Here is a 14,763-nt window from a genome sequence, read left to right on the forward strand (position 1 = left end):
GCGAAGGTCTGCCTGTGTCGCCGGGGGGGATCCGGCCCCATCCGGTCCACAGCCACTGGCAGGCAGAGCGCCCCTGGAACGCGATGCCTTCCGCCTCCCCCGGGGTGCTGCCCACGGTCGTGGAGCAGTCGGGCCGTGGCGAGCGGGCCTTTGACATCTACTCCCGCCTGCTGCGGGAGCGGATCATCTTCCTGGGGACCGGCATCGATGACGGGGTTGCGGACGCGGTGGTGGCCCAGCTTCTGTTCCTGGAGGCCGAGGATCCGGAAAAGGACATTCAGCTCTACATCAACTCCCCCGGTGGCTCCGTGACCGCCGGCCTGGCCATCTACGACACGATGCAGCAGGTGGCCCCTGACGTGGTCACCATCTGCTTCGGACTGGCGGCGAGCATGGGCGCCTTCCTGCTCTCGGGCGGCTGCAAGGGCAAGCGTCTGGCCCTTCCCAACTCCCGGATCATGATTCACCAGCCCCTCGGCGGGGCCCAGGGCCAGGCCGTGGACATTGAGATCCAGGCCCGCGAGATCCTCTATCTCAAGGACACCCTCAACGGCCTGATGGCCGAACACACCGGCCAGCCCCTCGACAGGATCGCCGAGGACACCGACCGCGACTACTTCCTTTCTCCCGCAGAGGCGGTTGAATACGGATTGATCGATCGGGTCGTCGATGCCACGGGCCTGCCGGCCACGGGCTGAGCCCGTCCCACCAGAACCCGGCCGCCTGTGCGGCCCGGAGGCAGATCCCCGCTGACTTTCTTAAGGAGCGCGGACGAGCGGCAGGTTCCGGGTGATCCTTGACGGAAGGCTTGCCACGCCTCCCGGCCCCGTCCTCCCGCTCCTCGCCGCCTCGCCAATCGCCGATGGCCAAGTTCGACGCCCACCTGAAATGCTCCTTCTGCGGCAAGTCGCAGGAGCAGGTCCGCAAGCTGATCGCCGGACCGGGCGTCTACATCTGCGACGAATGCATCGATCTCTGCAACGAGATCCTCGACGAGGAACTGGTGGAGGGCCAGGCCTCCCAGGGTCGACCCTCCCACGACCACAACCGTCGCGCTCCGGCCCGCAAGCAGCCGCCCCGCCCGGCTCCGACGCTGGCCTCGATCCCCAAGCCCCAGCAGATCAAGACGTTTCTCGATCAGCAGGTGGTGGGCCAGGAGGAGGCCAAGAAGGTGCTGTCGGTGGCGGTCTACAACCACTACAAGCGCCTGGCCTGGCAGGGCGATGGCAAGGGCGAGACCGACCAGACCGCCACGCGGCTGCACAAGTCGAACATCCTGCTGATCGGCCCGACCGGCTGCGGCAAGACCCTGCTGGCCCAGTCCCTGGCGGAACTGCTTGACGTGCCCTTCGCCGTGGCCGACGCCACGACGCTCACCGAAGCGGGCTATGTCGGTGAGGACGTCGAGAACATCCTGCTGCGGCTGCTGCAGAAGGCCGACCTGGATGTGGAGCAGGCCCAGCGAGGCATCATCTATATCGATGAGATCGACAAGATCGCCCGCAAGAGCGAGAACCCCTCGATCACCCGGGATGTGTCCGGTGAGGGGGTGCAGCAGGCCCTGCTCAAGATGTTGGAGGGCACTGTGGCGAACGTGCCTCCCCAGGGGGGGCGCAAGCACCCTTATCAGGACTGCATCCAGATCGACACCAGTCAGATTCTGTTCATCTGCGGCGGCGCCTTCGTCGGCCTTGAGGATGTGGTGCAGCGCCGCATGGGCCGCAACGCCATCGGCTTCCTGCCGACGGAGGGTGGGCAGGGCCGTCCGCGTGGCGGCAAGGACCGCCATGCGGCCGAGGTGCTGCGCCATCTTGAGCCGGATGATCTGGTGCGCTACGGCCTGATCCCCGAGTTCATCGGCCGGTTGCCGGTGAGCGCCGTGCTCGAACCGCTCGATGCCCGTGCCCTCGAGGCGATTCTCACCGAGCCGCGCGATGCCCTGGTCAAGCAGTTCCAGACGCTGCTGAGCATGGACGATGTGCGCCTCGACTTCGATCCCGAGGCCATTGAGGCGATCGCCATCGAGGCCCATCGCCGCAAGACCGGTGCCCGGGCTCTGCGGGGCATCGTCGAGGAGCTGATGCTCGAGGTGATGTACGACCTCCCCTCCCGCCACGACGTCAAGACGTTCACGATCACCCGCGACCTGGTGGAGCAGCGCACCAAGACCAACGTTGTGCCCCTCAACGGCAGCGATCGCGATCCCCTTCACGGCGAGCAGGCCACCGCCTGAGGCAACGCCGGCTTGCGTCCAGACGTGGGGCTGTGGCCGCTGACTGCCCCGTCGAACGCTCCCGGATCAGGGCCGTGCCCAGTGGGAGCCCACCCGGCAGGCTTCCGCCGTGTTTCCCGCACGTGGGACGCTCCCGTCAGGTTTCGATTCGCGGAAGTCGACGAAGGGGGTCAGGGGTCTGTGCGTTCTGCAGGGCCGAGCCGTCGCCGATCCAGACCCGCGGCGGTTCAGTCGGGCTATCCCCACTGCGGTGATCCCGAGGAAAGGCGCGAAGCTGATGCCAGCCCTGCCTCCGCTGCCCTTGGCTGTCGCTGACCACCTGCAGACACCGCGCCAGCACGGTCTGTTCAATCACCACGGCATCGACCTGGGCGATGGCACGGTGGCGCACTACCTCGAGGGTCGCGAGATCCTGCGCAGCCCCCTGGAGGAGTTCAGCCGCGGCCAGCCCGTCTCGCCGGTGATCTACCCCGACGGCGACTGTTCGGCGCCGGGCGTCACGCTGCGGCGCGCGATGGGTCGGCTGGGGGAGCAGCGCTACAACCTGTTGTTCAACAACTGCGAGCATTTCGCCCACTGGTGCAAGACCGGCCGCCATCGCAGCTCCCAGGTGGAGGACTGGCTGCACACCGGCAGCCTCGGGGCCCTGGCGCTCGGTCAGTTTCTGCCGGCCGCGGTGCTGACCGGGGCGCGGGTGCTGTTGCGTCAGGGGCTCAGCCTCGAACCCGCCCAGCTGGAGAAGGGCCGTGAGCTGGCTCTGCGCAGCCTCGAGCAGCTGGAGGTCCTGCGCCGCCGCCTGCAGCAGCGCCTGGAGGCGGAGCTGGAGCGGGCGGAGCTGCGCTGGGGAACCAACGACCAGGCCAGTGATCAGTTCGTGTCGTTGCGGCTCGCTGCCCAGAAGCTGGCGGATCAGCTCAGCCAGGTGGAGGAGATGGAGGCGAAACTCGAGACACTGCTCGCGGAGCCGGTGGATGTCCCGACCGTCGGCGAGACCATTGGCGAGAGTCGCTGAACGGCAGCAGCCCTGGAAGCCACACCGCCGGATTGGCGGGGCTCGCCGCAGCTGGCCGCGTGCCGTTCGGCCCACCAACCCCTCCTGAGCGTGTGCCTCGGGGGAGACTCGCCCGTGTGGTGTGGCGTTCACGGGCCGGGTTCCCTGGACCCGTTCAGCCGCGCTTCGCCTGCCGTCAGGTCCGCCCAGGCCCCTGGCGTGAGCGGCGCCATCCCGATCGGCCCGTGCGGCACGCGCATCGTGCCGTTCAGGATCCGCGTTGAGTGGTTCTGGTCGCGGGGCAACCCTCGCGGACGGCTTCGCTGACCGACAATCCAGCGATGACCCAGGCCTACCAGCCCCTTCACCACAAGTACCGGCCGCAGCGCTTCGACCAGCTGGTGGGCCAGGAGGCGATCGCCGCCACCCTCAGCCAGGCGTTGCGCAGCGGGCGGATCGCGCCGGCCTACCTGTTCAGCGGCCCTCGGGGCACCGGCAAAACCTCGAGCGCCCGCATCCTGGCGCGTTCGCTCAACTGCATCGCGAGCGCCGGCCCCACTCCCGAGCCCTGTGGTGTCTGCGCCCTGTGTGAGGCGATCGCCTCCGGCACCGCCCTCGATGTGATCGAGATCGATGCCGCCTCCAACACCGGTGTCGACAACATCCGCGACCTGATCGAGCGATCGCGCTTCGCGCCGGTTCAGGCCCGCTGGAAGGTGTACGTGGTCGACGAGTGCCACATGCTCTCGACCGCCGCCTTCAACGCCTTGCTCAAGACCCTCGAGGAGCCGCCTCCGCAGGTGGTCTTCGTGCTGGCGACCACCGATCCGCAACGGGTGTTGCCCACGATTCTGAGCCGTTGCCAGCGCTTCGATTTCCGGCGTATTCCTCTGGAGGCCCTGCAGAGCCATCTGGCCTGGATCGCAGAGCAGGAGGCGATCGGCATCACGCCCGAGGCTCTGCATGTGGTGGCCCAGCGGGCTCAGGGCGGCCTGCGTGACGCCGAGAGTCTGCTCGATCAGCTCAGCCTCCTGCCGGCCCCGATCGAACCCACGGCTGTCTGGGAGCTGCTCGGTGCCGTGCCCGAAGAGGAGCTGCTCGAGCTGGCCGCCGCCATGGCCGAGGCCGAGCCGCTGCCCGTGGTGGAGGCGATCCGTCTGCTGCTCGACCGGGGCCGCGAACCCTCGGCGGTGCTCCAGGGCCTGGCGGGGATGCTGCGCGATCTGCTGCTCGCCGGTGTGGCCCCCGAACGGCTGGAGCTCACCAGCGTCTCTCCGTCGTTGCGGCCGCGTCTCAACCCGCTGGCCCGCCGCATCGGCAAGGCGCGGCTGCTGCACTGGCAGGCTCAGCTCAAGGGAAGTGAGCAGCAGCTGCGCCTGAGCGTGCAGCCACGCCTTTGGCTGGAGGTGCTGCTGCTCGGCCTGCTCGCCGAGCCGGTGGCTCCCGCAGTGGCGGTCCCCTCCCAGGCCCCGGTCGGGTCGCGAACGGCCACCGTTGCCGCTGTGGCGCCTGCCGCGGCGGCCTCAGACACCGCAGTCGCCCTCGCCGGGCCTTCTCCCGTCATGCCGAACGAGGTCGTTCAGCCACCGATGTCCCCGGCTGTCGTCAGCCCGTCACCGCCCCCGGTGAACGCTCCGGCGGCCGCTCCTCCCGGCGAGCCCGCCAGTGCGTCCGAGACGCCGTTGCCCGAGCTCTGGCAGCAGATCCTGGCCGGTCTGGAGCTTCCTTCCACCCGCATGCTGCTTTCCCAGCAGGCCCAGCTGGTGCGGCTCGACGGTCAGCGGGCCGTGGTGCGGGTGGCCGGCACCTGGATGGCGATGGTGCAGAGCCGCCTGTCGCTGCTGGAGACGGCCTTCAGCCGCGCCCTCGGCAGCCCGCGGCAGCTGGTGCTTGAGAGTGGTGATCCCGGGAGCGGCGCCGCTGCTGCACCCGTGGCCGCGCGACCGGCACCACCGTCGGCACCGGCACCGCCCGCAGGCGCTGTCCAGGCCGCGAACACGCCTGCTCCTGCCTCGGCCCCGGATCAATCCGCCGCGCCATCCGTCGTCCCGACGAAGCCTGCCGGCGCGCAGGGCGCGATGGCCTCAGAGGCAGCGCCGCCGCTTGCTGCCTCGGCGTCTCGACCCCACCCCTCCCCGGCGCGTGCTGTCGAGCAGGCTTCCGGATCAGACCCTCAGCCCCCGACCCTGACGGCGTCGGCGCTTCCGAGCGCGCCGTCAGGGTCGGGGGCTGAGGCTCCCCCCGCCTCGGCTGCAGCGTCCGCCCTGTCCGCTTCGGCGCCCCCACCGCGCTTGGGCACATCCGTGGAGGAGAAGGCACGACAGCTGGCTGATTTCTTCAATGGCGAGGTGGTGCTTCTCCCCGAGGATCCCGAGGCAGCTCCCGCCTCCGCCGATTCGCTCCCTCCCGCTCAGCTCCCGGCTCACGACGTCGCCTGAACGCCGCCGGTTCCGGCTGACAGCCAGTCTCAGACCAACGTCAGGCGCTGGTTGAGGCGGCGCGTCTCACAGGAGAGTGGCCCATCAGCCTCGTGCCTGCCCCTCCGGAGGCGGTGCGTCGCTTTCCCCCGGACCGTGTTCAGAGCGCCCCCCCCTCCGTGGCCAGCTCGGGGTCCGCCTCAACGGTCTGCGGCTCCTCCTCGGCGCCGTGGTGGAGAGTCTTGACCCACACGAGCCGCTTGGGCAGCAGCGCCATGCGCAGGGTCACCCAGGGAATCACCGCGAACCAGTGGACCAGGTACAACACCCCAAGAGTGACCGAAGCCACCGACATGCGCGGCAGCGGCGGCCCCTCGCTCGGACGGCGGCAGCCGCTCACGATGGCGATGCCCGAGAGGCCCAGGGCCACGATCGAGAAGGGCCACATCGCCGGGGGGGTGCCGGTGGCGATGACGCCGGCCAGATCGGCCGCGGCCATCACCGGCATCATGTACTGGAGCACGAAGAAGCTGAACAGGTCGGTCTTCTGGGAGCCGCTCAGCCGGTCCGACAGCAGACCGGGCGCGTAGTCGAGAAAGCGCTGCAGACCGCCTTCGGCCCAGCGCTGTCGCTGGCGCCACAGGGCCGGCAGCGTGAGCACCGCCTCCTCCTGCACGGGTGGATCCCAGAGCACGCCGATCGGTTGCCGCTCCAGCAGCAGGCGCATGCTCAGGTCGAGATCGTCGGTGACGGTGGCTTCGTTGAAGCCCCCGCAGGTCAGCACCGCGTCGCGTCGCAGCAGCTGGCCGTTACCGCGCAGCTCCGCGACACCACCGGCGCACAGCCGCCCCTGCTGAATCACCGCGTCGAAGGCCATCTCCATCGACTGGGCGCGGGTGAGCAGGTTGGTGTCGGGATTGGCGACGGCCTTGCGCAGTTGCACGGCGGACCAGCCGCCGGCCTCGGCCCAGGGGATCAGCCGCTCGAGCACGTCCTCCTGGAGGTCGGCATCGGCATCGAGCACCAGCAGCCAGCGGCCCTGCAGCTGGGGCAGCACCAGATTGAGCGCTCCGGACTTGCCACCGCCGGCCTCTCTTGAGCGGCGCAGCACCCGCAGTGCGGGTTCGCGGCCCTGCAGCTCCTCGAGCAGCTCGGGCGTGCGGTCCTCGCTGCCGTCATCGATCACCCACAGCAGAAGCCGGCCGGCCGGATAGCGGAGGTTGGCGATCCGCTCCACCAGCCGGCGGATGACGGCCTGTTCATCGCGGGCGGCGACCACGACATCGACAGCTGGAAGATCGCTCGGGAGGTCTGCCTCCGTTGCGACTCCGGAGTCGTCCGTTGCCTCGGGCGGAGCGGCGATCGTGGGGGGATCGAGCAGCACCGTGCGGATGCTGTAGCCCCCCAGAAGCACGGCCAGCACGATCGAGGGGACCAGGCTGCGACCCGGCTCCAGCCAGTGGGGTGCCAGGCCTGCGGCGCAGCAGCCGAGCAGGAACAGGGACGCCTTGAGGCGACGGTGACCGCCGGTCACGGGACGCTGGTCGTCAGGCTGCTCCGTGGCCCTGCCTTCGACCATCGCTTCCCTGGAAGTACATCAACTTTAGAGTGCCTCCCCAAGGCTCCGGAGTGGCACCAGCTCCGTTCCGCGGTAGTAGTGCTGGAGGATGCGCTCGGAGCTCCAGCCGCGTCGGGCCAGATCGATGGCTCCGGCCTGGGAGAGGCCCGCTCCATGCCCGAAGCCTCCCCCCCGCACGAGCCAGCGCCCGGGGCCGGCCGGCGTCACTTCGAACAGGGTGCTGGGCAGTTGCCGCAGGGTGCGGCGGATGGCGTCGAGGCGCAGCACGCGGGTGCCTCCGGTGCCGCCGATCTCCAGGGCCAGCACCCGGCCGCTCGGCCCCCGGGACAGCACCCGCAGTCGGGTGGGGGTGCCCAGATTCCTGGCGCCGTTGCCGAGGGCGCTGCTCAGCTGGGCGGCCGTGAGGGTGCGCTGCCAGCGGAACAGGCTGTGATCGGCGCCCCAGGGCAATGGTGCTCCGGCCTTGAGCAGCGCACTGAGCGCCGCTGGTTTGAGGGGCAGTGGATAGCGGCTCACGAAGCCGGCCGGGCCATCGGCGAAGGCTCGCAGATAAGGCAGCGGCGCCCCCTGCCACACCTCGTCGAAGCCGGCCGCCATGCCGCCGTTGCTGGCGTGATAGACGGCGTGGATCGGCTGTCCGTCAGCCGCCAGCAGTTGCTCCCGGCTGGCGGCGATTGCGTTCCGCACGCTGGTCCCTGCCGCCCGTGGATCGCTGTACACCTGGCACTGGGTGTCGGCGCAGAGGTGATAGCCATCCACCTGGAAGCGGAGGCGGTTGCGCAGGGCCCAGGTGCGGGCCAGGATCGCCTGGGCCTCCAGGGCCGCAGCCGGCGATCCGGCCCCGATCTCGTGGGGCACCACCCCTTCGAGATAGCGCTCCAGCGGCACCTGTTCCACCAGGCTCCAGCTTCCGTAGGCATCGGGCTGCAGCAGGAAGGGTCCGCCGTAGATGCCCTCGCCCCAGACCAGCCCCTCCGGCGCCAGGATCCGGATCGGGCCCCGCAGGGTCACCGTGCCCTCAGCGCGTCGCAGCTCCAGCACCAGGCGCCCGTTCTCCTGCCGCTCCACCAGGGTGGCGCTGCGTCCCGGTGGATCCGCTGCCTCCGGCGGTGCCCAGACCTCCCACTCCCGGGGGCGGGCGATCGTCGTCTCGACCCCCTGGGCCCGCCAGGCGCGGGCCGCTTCCTCAGCGCTCTCGTGGCTGGCGAAGGGGCTGAGCACCCGCCTGCGGATCTGCAGAGGCGAAGCCAGCGGCTCGAGCCGCCAGTGCAGGCTCAGCCGGGGAGACTGAAAGCGCTGACCGTCGCTGTCCACGAGGGTGAGCAGACCGGAGGAGGCGCGAAGCACGAGGGGGTCGGCAGCGGCCTCCCTGCCATCCGCCGCGAAGCCGAGCCGGGCGGCCAGGGCCACCAGCAGCACAGGCTCGGCCGTGTTCAGTGGCGCCGGTCGTGCCACCGGCCAGTGCAGCGCGCTCACCGGCTGGGCGGGAACCGATGTCTCCGGGGCCTCGGGGGCGGCCGGAAGGGGCAGCGTCTCGGCCCGGCAGCCGCTGATCAGCAGCAGACCGCTCAGAAGCGACTGGCTGACCAGGGCCAGGGCAGCCCTGCGACGGGCGGGCTGCCGCCGCAAAGGCAGGGTCTGGCTGGAAAGGGAGGACAGGCGAATCACGGTGGCTGGGACGGGGAGGGGTTGGAGGAGGGGACTGCCGCGTCGTACTCTGCTTGTTTGTGCCTGCGCGACACCGATGCCGAAGCTCAAGACCCGCAAAGCGGCCGCCAAGCGGTTCAAGGCGACCGGCAGCGGCAAGTTCCTGCGCCGTCGCGCCTTCCGCAACCACCTGCTCGATCACAAGAGCCCCAAGCGCAAGCGTTACCTCGGCACGATGGCCGTGGTCGACGACCGCGATCACGACAACGTGTCGCTGATGCTCCCCTACGCCTGATCCCAGGCCGGGCACGCCTTGTTCTCCCCCGACCGGGGCTCCCCGGTCACCGTTCCGTTCTGATTTCCTGGACCCGCCATGGCTCGCGTCAAGAGGGGCAACGTCGCCCGTAAACGCCGCAACAAGATCCTTCGCCTTGCCCGCGGCTTCGTCGGCGGCAGCGGCAGCCTCTTCCGCACCGCAAACCAGCGGGTGATGAAGGCCCTCTGCAACGCCTATCGCGACCGTCGCCGCCGCAAGCGCGATTTCCGCCGCCTCTGGATCGCGCGCATCAATGCCGCGGCCCGCATCAACGGCACGAGCTACAGCCGTCTGATCGGCGGCCTCAAGAAGGCCGACGTCCAGATCAATCGCAAGATGCTGGCCCAGCTCGCCGTGGCTGATCCCGCCAGCTTCGCTGTCGTGGCCCAGTCCGCCGCCAGCTGAACTCTCCCTCTGCGGCCCGATGAACGAACTGCTCCCCCAGATCTATCTGGTCGGCTTGATCGGCCTTCTTGGAGGTGCCTCGTTCTTCGTCGGGCGTCAGATCCTGAGGGTGCGCCGCGATGAGCAGGCCCTCTCCCGCCTCGGTGGCGGTCGCGGTTCGGATGGCGCTCTCCAGGATGCGGCCGGCCTCTACGAGCTGGCCTCCGTTCAGTTGCGCAAGCGTCTCTATGGCCAGGCGGCTGACACCCTGCGCAAAGCCCTCAAGCAGGCCGATGCTGAGAAGGTTCCCTCAGAGGCACGTGCCCTGATCGAGAACGCCATGGGTTTTGCTCTGGCTGCTCAGGGCAAGTACCCCACGGCAGTCCGTCATTACCGCTCGGCGCTGCGAGCCAAGGCGGATTATCCTGTCGCCCTCAACAACCTTGCCTTCGCTCTGGAGAAGCAGGCCAAGCCTGACGAGGCGCGTGCGCTCTATCAACAGGTGTTGAATCTGGAGGAAGGCAACCGCACCGCCCGTAAGCGGTTGCGTCTGCTTGAGCGCAGGACGGTGAGCATCAGCCCTGCCGCCGAAGCGCCTCGGGGCATCGGAGATGACAAGGCAGCCTGAATCCTGCGCTGCTTTTCGTCTCGATTGAGCGTTTGGGGTGCCATGAAATGGCATCCTTTTTTATGGCATCAACCCGTGAATGGTGTCATGCCGTCCTGGTGGGTTCATGTCCGGGGTTGTCTCAGAGGCGCCAGACAACTCTGACTCTTCCCAGGTGCCCATTCAGGCTCGTCCCCAGGATTGATCGAGCTGGTCCGCTCAGGCTGATCAGAGGGTGCGAGCGCAGGGCCAGAGCCGGCTTTCCGGTGTCTTCTGTATCTGGGGTGCCGGGACTCGACGACTGTCCAGTGACTGTCGCTGACCTGTCGGTGGCCTGGGTCGGTCGGCTCGGCAGGAGGAGCGGCCGGCCTGCGCCTGGCAGGGGGTCAGAAAGCCCTGCGAGCCCTGAAGCCCCAGACACGGTCGGCGCCTGGGATCACCAGAGGCCGCGGATGGAAGGGGTGCTGTCAGGACGGTTGGAGGGCGGAGCCAGGCTCAGTTGAGGAACCAGCTGCAGACGTCCGCCGAGGGTGACCAGACGCGGCGCCTGCCAGGCGCTCAGGGTGAAACCCTCCAGTCCCATCACCGTGCCACCCGGCTCCATGCCAGCGGGAAGGCGGTCACCCAGGAGCAGCAGATCCAGCTGGTCGGATTTGGCGTTGAGGTTTCCCTGGATGGGAGTGGTGACGCCGCCGATGGTCAGTTGACCGCGCAGGTCCACCATCTGTCCCATGGCGTTGAGACTCTCGAGCCGCAGCTCGACCGGCATCGCTTCCGGGCTGCCGTAAGGGCGATAGGTGCCGCTCCAGGCCCTGGGCAGATCACGGGCCAGCACAGCGGCGCGTCCCTGGGAGTCAAAGGTTTCGACAGCACCGACGTTCAGGTCCTCCGACCCGCTCGCCCCGACGGCCATAGGCGGCACAAAGGGGACGAAGGCGTCGCTGGGCAGCGGCGTGAGGGCGAGCAGCAGCGGCAGCGGCATGGCGGCATTGGTTAGGCCAGGGCGCACACTAGGGGCAAGACGCCCGACCTCGCACCGTTCCGTGGCCGAAATCCCCCACGCCACAGCCTCCGGCAGCTCGGCGGCTCCCGTGCCGAGCCCCGATCCGCTGCTGATCGGCGGCCGCTCCTTCGCCAGCCGGTTGATGACCGGCACCGGCAAATACCCCTCTCTGCAGGCCATGCAGGCCAGCCTCGAAGCCAGTGGCTGCGCGATCGTCACCGTGGCTGTCCGGCGGGTGCAGAGTCAGGCCGAGGGCCATCTGGGGCTGATGGAAGCGATCGATTGGACCCGCTACTGGATGCTCCCCAACACGGCCGGCTGCGCCACGGCCGAGGAGGCGATCCGGGTCGCGCGGCTCGGTCGGGAGCTGGCCAGACTGGCTGGTCAGGAGGACAACAGCTTCGTCAAGCTTGAGGTGATCCCGGACTCCCGCCATCTGTTGCCCGACCCCATCGGCACGCTCGAGGCGGCCGAGCAGCTGGTGAAGGAGGGATTCACCGTGCTGCCGTACATCAACGCCGACCCGCTCCTGGCCAGGCGCCTGGAGGAGGCTGGCTGCGCCACCGTGATGCCTCTCGGCTCGCCGATCGGCTCCGGTCAGGGCATCCGCAACGCCGCCAACATCGCCCTGATCATCGAGAACGCCAGGGTTCCGGTCGTGGTCGACGCCGGCATCGGTGTCCCCAGCGAAGCCGCCCAGGCGATGGAGATGGGTGCAGATGCCCTGTTGATCAACAGTGCCATCGCCCTGGCGGGTGATCCGGTGGCGATGGCGCGGGCCATGGGTCAGGCCGCCATCGCCGGTCGCACCGCCTTCCAGGCCGGACGCCTGCCGGTCCGTCCGCAGGCCAGCCCCAGTTCGCCGCTGCAGGGTCGGGTGGGTCAGCTCGGCTGACCCACCCCTCAGCCCGCTCTGTGACGAAGCATGCCGGTTTGGCGGCGCCCTCTGGGGCCCTCCATAGGGTGAGCCGGCCCCACCCCACCGCCCCGATGCAGGTCACCGAAGAAGACGGCGGCAGGCTCAACGCCTTCGCCAAGGAGCCCCGGATGGTCGTGATGGAGGAGGGGGAGACGCCCGGCGGCAACCGGATGCTGTTGATCGGCGGCGCGCTGCTGGTGCTGGCCCTGGTGGCGGTGGCGGCTGGAATCAGCTGAACCTTCCGGGCCCCCGGGAGGCCTGTAGTAGCTTGATGCAAATGGGCAACAGCTCGTTCAGGAGACTGGGGTGAAGGTTCTCGTTCTCGGCGGTGACGGCTTCTGCGGGTGGCCCTGCGCGGTGAACCTGGCGGATGCCGGTCATGACGTTCTCATTGTTGACAACCTCAGCCGCCGCAAGATCGACATTGATCTGGGTGTCGAGTCACTCACTCCGATCGCGACGATCGGCGAGAGGTTGCGTGCGTGGGAGCAGGTCGGGGGCCGGGCCATGGGCTTCGTTCATCTCGATATCGCTCATGAGTACGACCGCTTGCTGGAGCTGCTGCGCAGCGAGCGACCCGAGGCCATCGTGCACTTTGCTGAGCAGCGTGCTGCGCCTTATTCGATGAAGAGCAGCGCGACGAAGCGCTACACGGTCGATAACAACGTCAACGGCACCCACAATCTGCTCGCGGCGATTGTGGAGAGCGGGCTCGATATTCATATCGTCCATCTCGGCACGATGGGTGTGTATGGCTACGGCTCCCATCGTGGTGCCACCATCCCAGAGGGATATCTCACTGTCGAAGTGCCGCAGCCGGACGGCAGCCGCTTCACCGAGAAGATTCTGCATCCAGCAAATCCCGGTAGTGTCTATCACATGACCAAGACGCTGGATCAGTTGTTGTTTTTCTATTACAACAAGAACGACGGCATCCGCATCACTGATCTTCACCAAGGCATCGTCTGGGGCACCAACACCGCTCTGACCGAGAAAGATCCTCGCCTCACCAACCGCTTCGATTACGACGGTGATTACGGAACCGTGCTCAACCGTTTTCTAATGCAGGCGGCGATCGGCTATCCGCTCACGGTGCATGGCACCGGCGGTCAGACCCGTGCCTTCATTCACATCCGCGATTCGGTCCGCTGCGTGCAGCTGGCGCTGGAGCATCCCCCCACTCACGGCGAGCGGGTCAAGATCTTCAACCAGATGACCGAGAGCCACCGGGTTGGTGATCTGGCTGAGAAGGTGGCGGCCCTCACCGGCGCCAAGATCAATCATTTGCCCAACCCTCGCAACGAGGCGGTCGAGAATGATCTGATCGTCGACAATCGCTGCTTCATCGAGCTGGGCCTGCAGCCCACCACGCTCGACGACGGCCTGCTCGCCGAGGTGGTGGATGTGGCCCGCCGCTGGGCCGATCGCTGCGACCGTTCCCGCATCCCCTGTGTGTCTGCCTGGACCAGCCGTCAGGCGCAGGCGATCGGGGCCCCGGCCTGAAGCCAGCAGGGAGCCCTTCGTGAAGATCGCATTTTTCACCGAAACCTTCCTGCCGAAGGTTGACGGCATTGTCACGCGGCTGACCAAGACGGTGCAGCACCTGGTGGAGGCCGGTGACGAGGTCCTGATCTTCTGTCCCGAAGGTGCACCCAGCCGCTACATGGGCGCTGAGGTGGTGGGTGTGCCGGCGATGCCTCTGCCTCTCTACCCCGAGCTCAAACTGGCCCTGCCTCGACCCGCCGTCTCTGAGGCTCTCGAGCGATTCGCCCCGGATCTGGTGCACGTGGTGAACCCCGCCGTCCTCGGTCTGGGAGGCATCTGGCTGGCGAAGACACGCGGTCTGCCGCTCGTTGCCAGCTATCACACCCATCTGCCGAAGTATCTGGAGCACTACGGCATGGGCATGCTCGAGCCCCTGCTCTGGGAGCTGCTCAAGGCCGCCCACAACCAGGCCCGCCTCAATCTGTGCACCTCGACAGCGATGGTGGACGAACTGGCCGCCAAGGGCATTCAGCACACGGCGCTGTGGCAGCGCGGCGTCGACACGGAACTGTTCCGCCCGGAGTTGCGCTCACAGGGCATGCGGACACGGCTGCATGGTGGTCGTGAAGACACCGGCAACCTGCTCCTCTACATCGGCCGTCTCTCCGCCGAGAAGCAGATCGAGCGCATCCGGCCGGTGCTTGAGGCCATGCCCCAGGCTCGTCTGGCGCTGGTGGGAGATGGCCCCTATCGCCAGCAGCTGGAGCGTCATTTTGAAGGCACTGCCACCACGTTCGTGGGTTATCTGGCGGGGGAGGAGCTGGCGGCGGCCTATGCCAGTGGCGATGCCTTCCTCTTCCCTTCAAGCACCGAGACCCTGGGGCTGGTGCTGCTCGAGGCCATGGCCGCGGGCTGCCCGGTGGTGGGTGCAAACCGGGGCGGCATCCCGGATATCGTCAGTGACGGAGAGAACGGCTGCCTTTACGACCCGGATGATCCCACCAGCCTGATCCGCGCGGTGGAGCGGCTGCTGGGGGATCCCGCCCGGCGGAGTGAGCTGCGTCAGGCGGCACGCCAGGAAGCGGAGCGCTGGGGTTGGGCCGGCGCCACCGAGCAGCTGCGGGCCTATTACCGGCGGGTGCTGGGTCAGCGCGAACTGCAGCTGGTGGCCTGAAGCTCGAT

14 protein-coding genes are annotated in these 14,763 nt (G+C 68.4%); 11 read left to right on the plus strand and 3 right to left on the minus strand.

The window, feature by feature from the left end:
- Nucleotides 1-83: 83 nt before the first annotated feature.
- The 4 genes from clpP to H8F25_RS12095 all read left to right on the plus strand — a co-directional run bounded on the left by clpP (nucleotide 84) and on the right by H8F25_RS12095 (nucleotide 5,662).
- Complete coding sequence (clpP, locus tag H8F25_RS12080; RefSeq protein ID WP_231596808.1) at nucleotides 84-698, plus strand: ATP-dependent Clp endopeptidase proteolytic subunit ClpP; 615 nt, start codon at nucleotides 84-86, stop codon at nucleotides 696-698.
- 164 nt (nucleotides 699-862) lie between these two features.
- The gene (clpX, locus tag H8F25_RS12085) at nucleotides 863-2,233 is read left to right on the plus strand and encodes an ATP-dependent protease ATP-binding subunit ClpX (RefSeq protein WP_197210626.1); all 1,371 of its coding nucleotides are present in this window, start codon (nucleotides 863-865) and stop codon (nucleotides 2,231-2,233) included.
- A gap of 301 nt (nucleotides 2,234-2,534) precedes the next feature.
- On the plus strand, nucleotides 2,535-3,245 hold the full coding sequence (locus tag H8F25_RS12090) for a lecithin retinol acyltransferase family protein (RefSeq protein WP_197210627.1): 711 nt from the start codon (nucleotides 2,535-2,537) through the stop codon (nucleotides 3,243-3,245).
- Nucleotides 3,246-3,565: 320 nt separating this feature from the next.
- The gene (locus H8F25_RS12095) at nucleotides 3,566-5,662 is read left to right on the plus strand and encodes a DNA polymerase III subunit gamma/tau (RefSeq protein WP_197210628.1); all 2,097 of its coding nucleotides are present in this window, start codon (nucleotides 3,566-3,568) and stop codon (nucleotides 5,660-5,662) included.
- A 139-nt stretch (nucleotides 5,663-5,801) separates the two neighbouring features.
- On the opposite strand, the gene H8F25_RS12100 is transcribed toward H8F25_RS12095, so the two are convergent.
- Both H8F25_RS12100 and H8F25_RS12105 read right to left on the minus strand, forming a co-directional pair.
- Complete coding sequence (locus tag H8F25_RS12100) at nucleotides 5,802-7,220, minus strand: glycosyltransferase family 2 protein (RefSeq protein WP_197210629.1); 1,419 nt, start codon at nucleotides 7,218-7,220, stop codon at nucleotides 5,802-5,804.
- Between the two features lie 24 nt (nucleotides 7,221-7,244).
- Nucleotides 7,245-8,888 carry a SpoIID/LytB domain-containing protein gene (locus H8F25_RS12105; RefSeq protein ID WP_231596809.1) on the minus strand — a complete coding sequence of 548 codons (1,644 nt, stop codon included), beginning with the start codon at nucleotides 8,886-8,888 and terminating at the stop codon, nucleotides 7,245-7,247.
- A 76-nt stretch (nucleotides 8,889-8,964) separates the two neighbouring features.
- Between H8F25_RS12105 and rpmI the strand changes: the two genes are divergently transcribed.
- The 3 genes from rpmI to H8F25_RS12120 all read left to right on the plus strand — a co-directional run bounded on the left by rpmI (nucleotide 8,965) and on the right by H8F25_RS12120 (nucleotide 10,195).
- A complete protein-coding gene (gene rpmI / locus H8F25_RS12110; protein ID WP_197210630.1) occupies nucleotides 8,965-9,162 on the plus strand; it encodes a 50S ribosomal protein L35 in 198 nt (65 codons plus the stop codon).
- A gap of 78 nt (nucleotides 9,163-9,240) precedes the next feature.
- The gene (gene rplT, locus H8F25_RS12115) at nucleotides 9,241-9,588 is read left to right on the plus strand and encodes a 50S ribosomal protein L20 (protein ID WP_197210631.1); all 348 of its coding nucleotides are present in this window, start codon (nucleotides 9,241-9,243) and stop codon (nucleotides 9,586-9,588) included.
- A gap of 19 nt (nucleotides 9,589-9,607) precedes the next feature.
- Nucleotides 9,608-10,195, plus strand: a complete 588-nt coding sequence (locus H8F25_RS12120; protein WP_197210632.1) for a tetratricopeptide repeat protein — start codon at nucleotides 9,608-9,610, stop codon at nucleotides 10,193-10,195.
- Between the two features lie 415 nt (nucleotides 10,196-10,610).
- Here the strand turns inward: H8F25_RS12120 and H8F25_RS12125 are convergent, their stop codons facing one another.
- Nucleotides 10,611-11,156 (minus strand): hypothetical protein, encoded by a 546-nt coding sequence (locus H8F25_RS12125; RefSeq protein WP_197210633.1) that lies wholly within the window; start codon nucleotides 11,154-11,156, stop codon nucleotides 10,611-10,613.
- A 163-nt stretch (nucleotides 11,157-11,319) separates the two neighbouring features.
- Between H8F25_RS12125 and H8F25_RS12130 the strand changes: the two genes are divergently transcribed.
- The 4 genes from H8F25_RS12130 to H8F25_RS12145 all read left to right on the plus strand — a co-directional run bounded on the left by H8F25_RS12130 (nucleotide 11,320) and on the right by H8F25_RS12145 (nucleotide 14,755).
- On the plus strand, nucleotides 11,320-12,072 hold the full coding sequence (locus tag H8F25_RS12130) for a thiazole synthase (protein WP_231597371.1): 753 nt from the start codon (nucleotides 11,320-11,322) through the stop codon (nucleotides 12,070-12,072).
- A gap of 95 nt (nucleotides 12,073-12,167) precedes the next feature.
- Nucleotides 12,168-12,332, plus strand: a complete 165-nt coding sequence (psb34, locus tag H8F25_RS12135) for a photosystem II assembly protein Psb34 (protein WP_197210635.1) — start codon at nucleotides 12,168-12,170, stop codon at nucleotides 12,330-12,332.
- A 70-nt stretch (nucleotides 12,333-12,402) separates the two neighbouring features.
- The gene (locus tag H8F25_RS12140) at nucleotides 12,403-13,599 is read left to right on the plus strand and encodes an NAD-dependent epimerase/dehydratase family protein (RefSeq protein WP_197210636.1); all 1,197 of its coding nucleotides are present in this window, start codon (nucleotides 12,403-12,405) and stop codon (nucleotides 13,597-13,599) included.
- Between the two features lie 19 nt (nucleotides 13,600-13,618).
- On the plus strand, nucleotides 13,619-14,755 hold the full coding sequence (locus H8F25_RS12145) for a glycosyltransferase family 1 protein (protein ID WP_197210637.1): 1,137 nt from the start codon (nucleotides 13,619-13,621) through the stop codon (nucleotides 14,753-14,755).
- Nucleotides 14,756-14,763: the final 8 nt, after the last annotated feature.

Source organism: Synechococcus sp. CBW1004 (assembly GCF_015840715.1).
In the GTDB taxonomy this organism is placed as follows: Bacteria; Cyanobacteriota; Cyanobacteriia; order PCC-6307; family Cyanobiaceae; genus Cyanobium.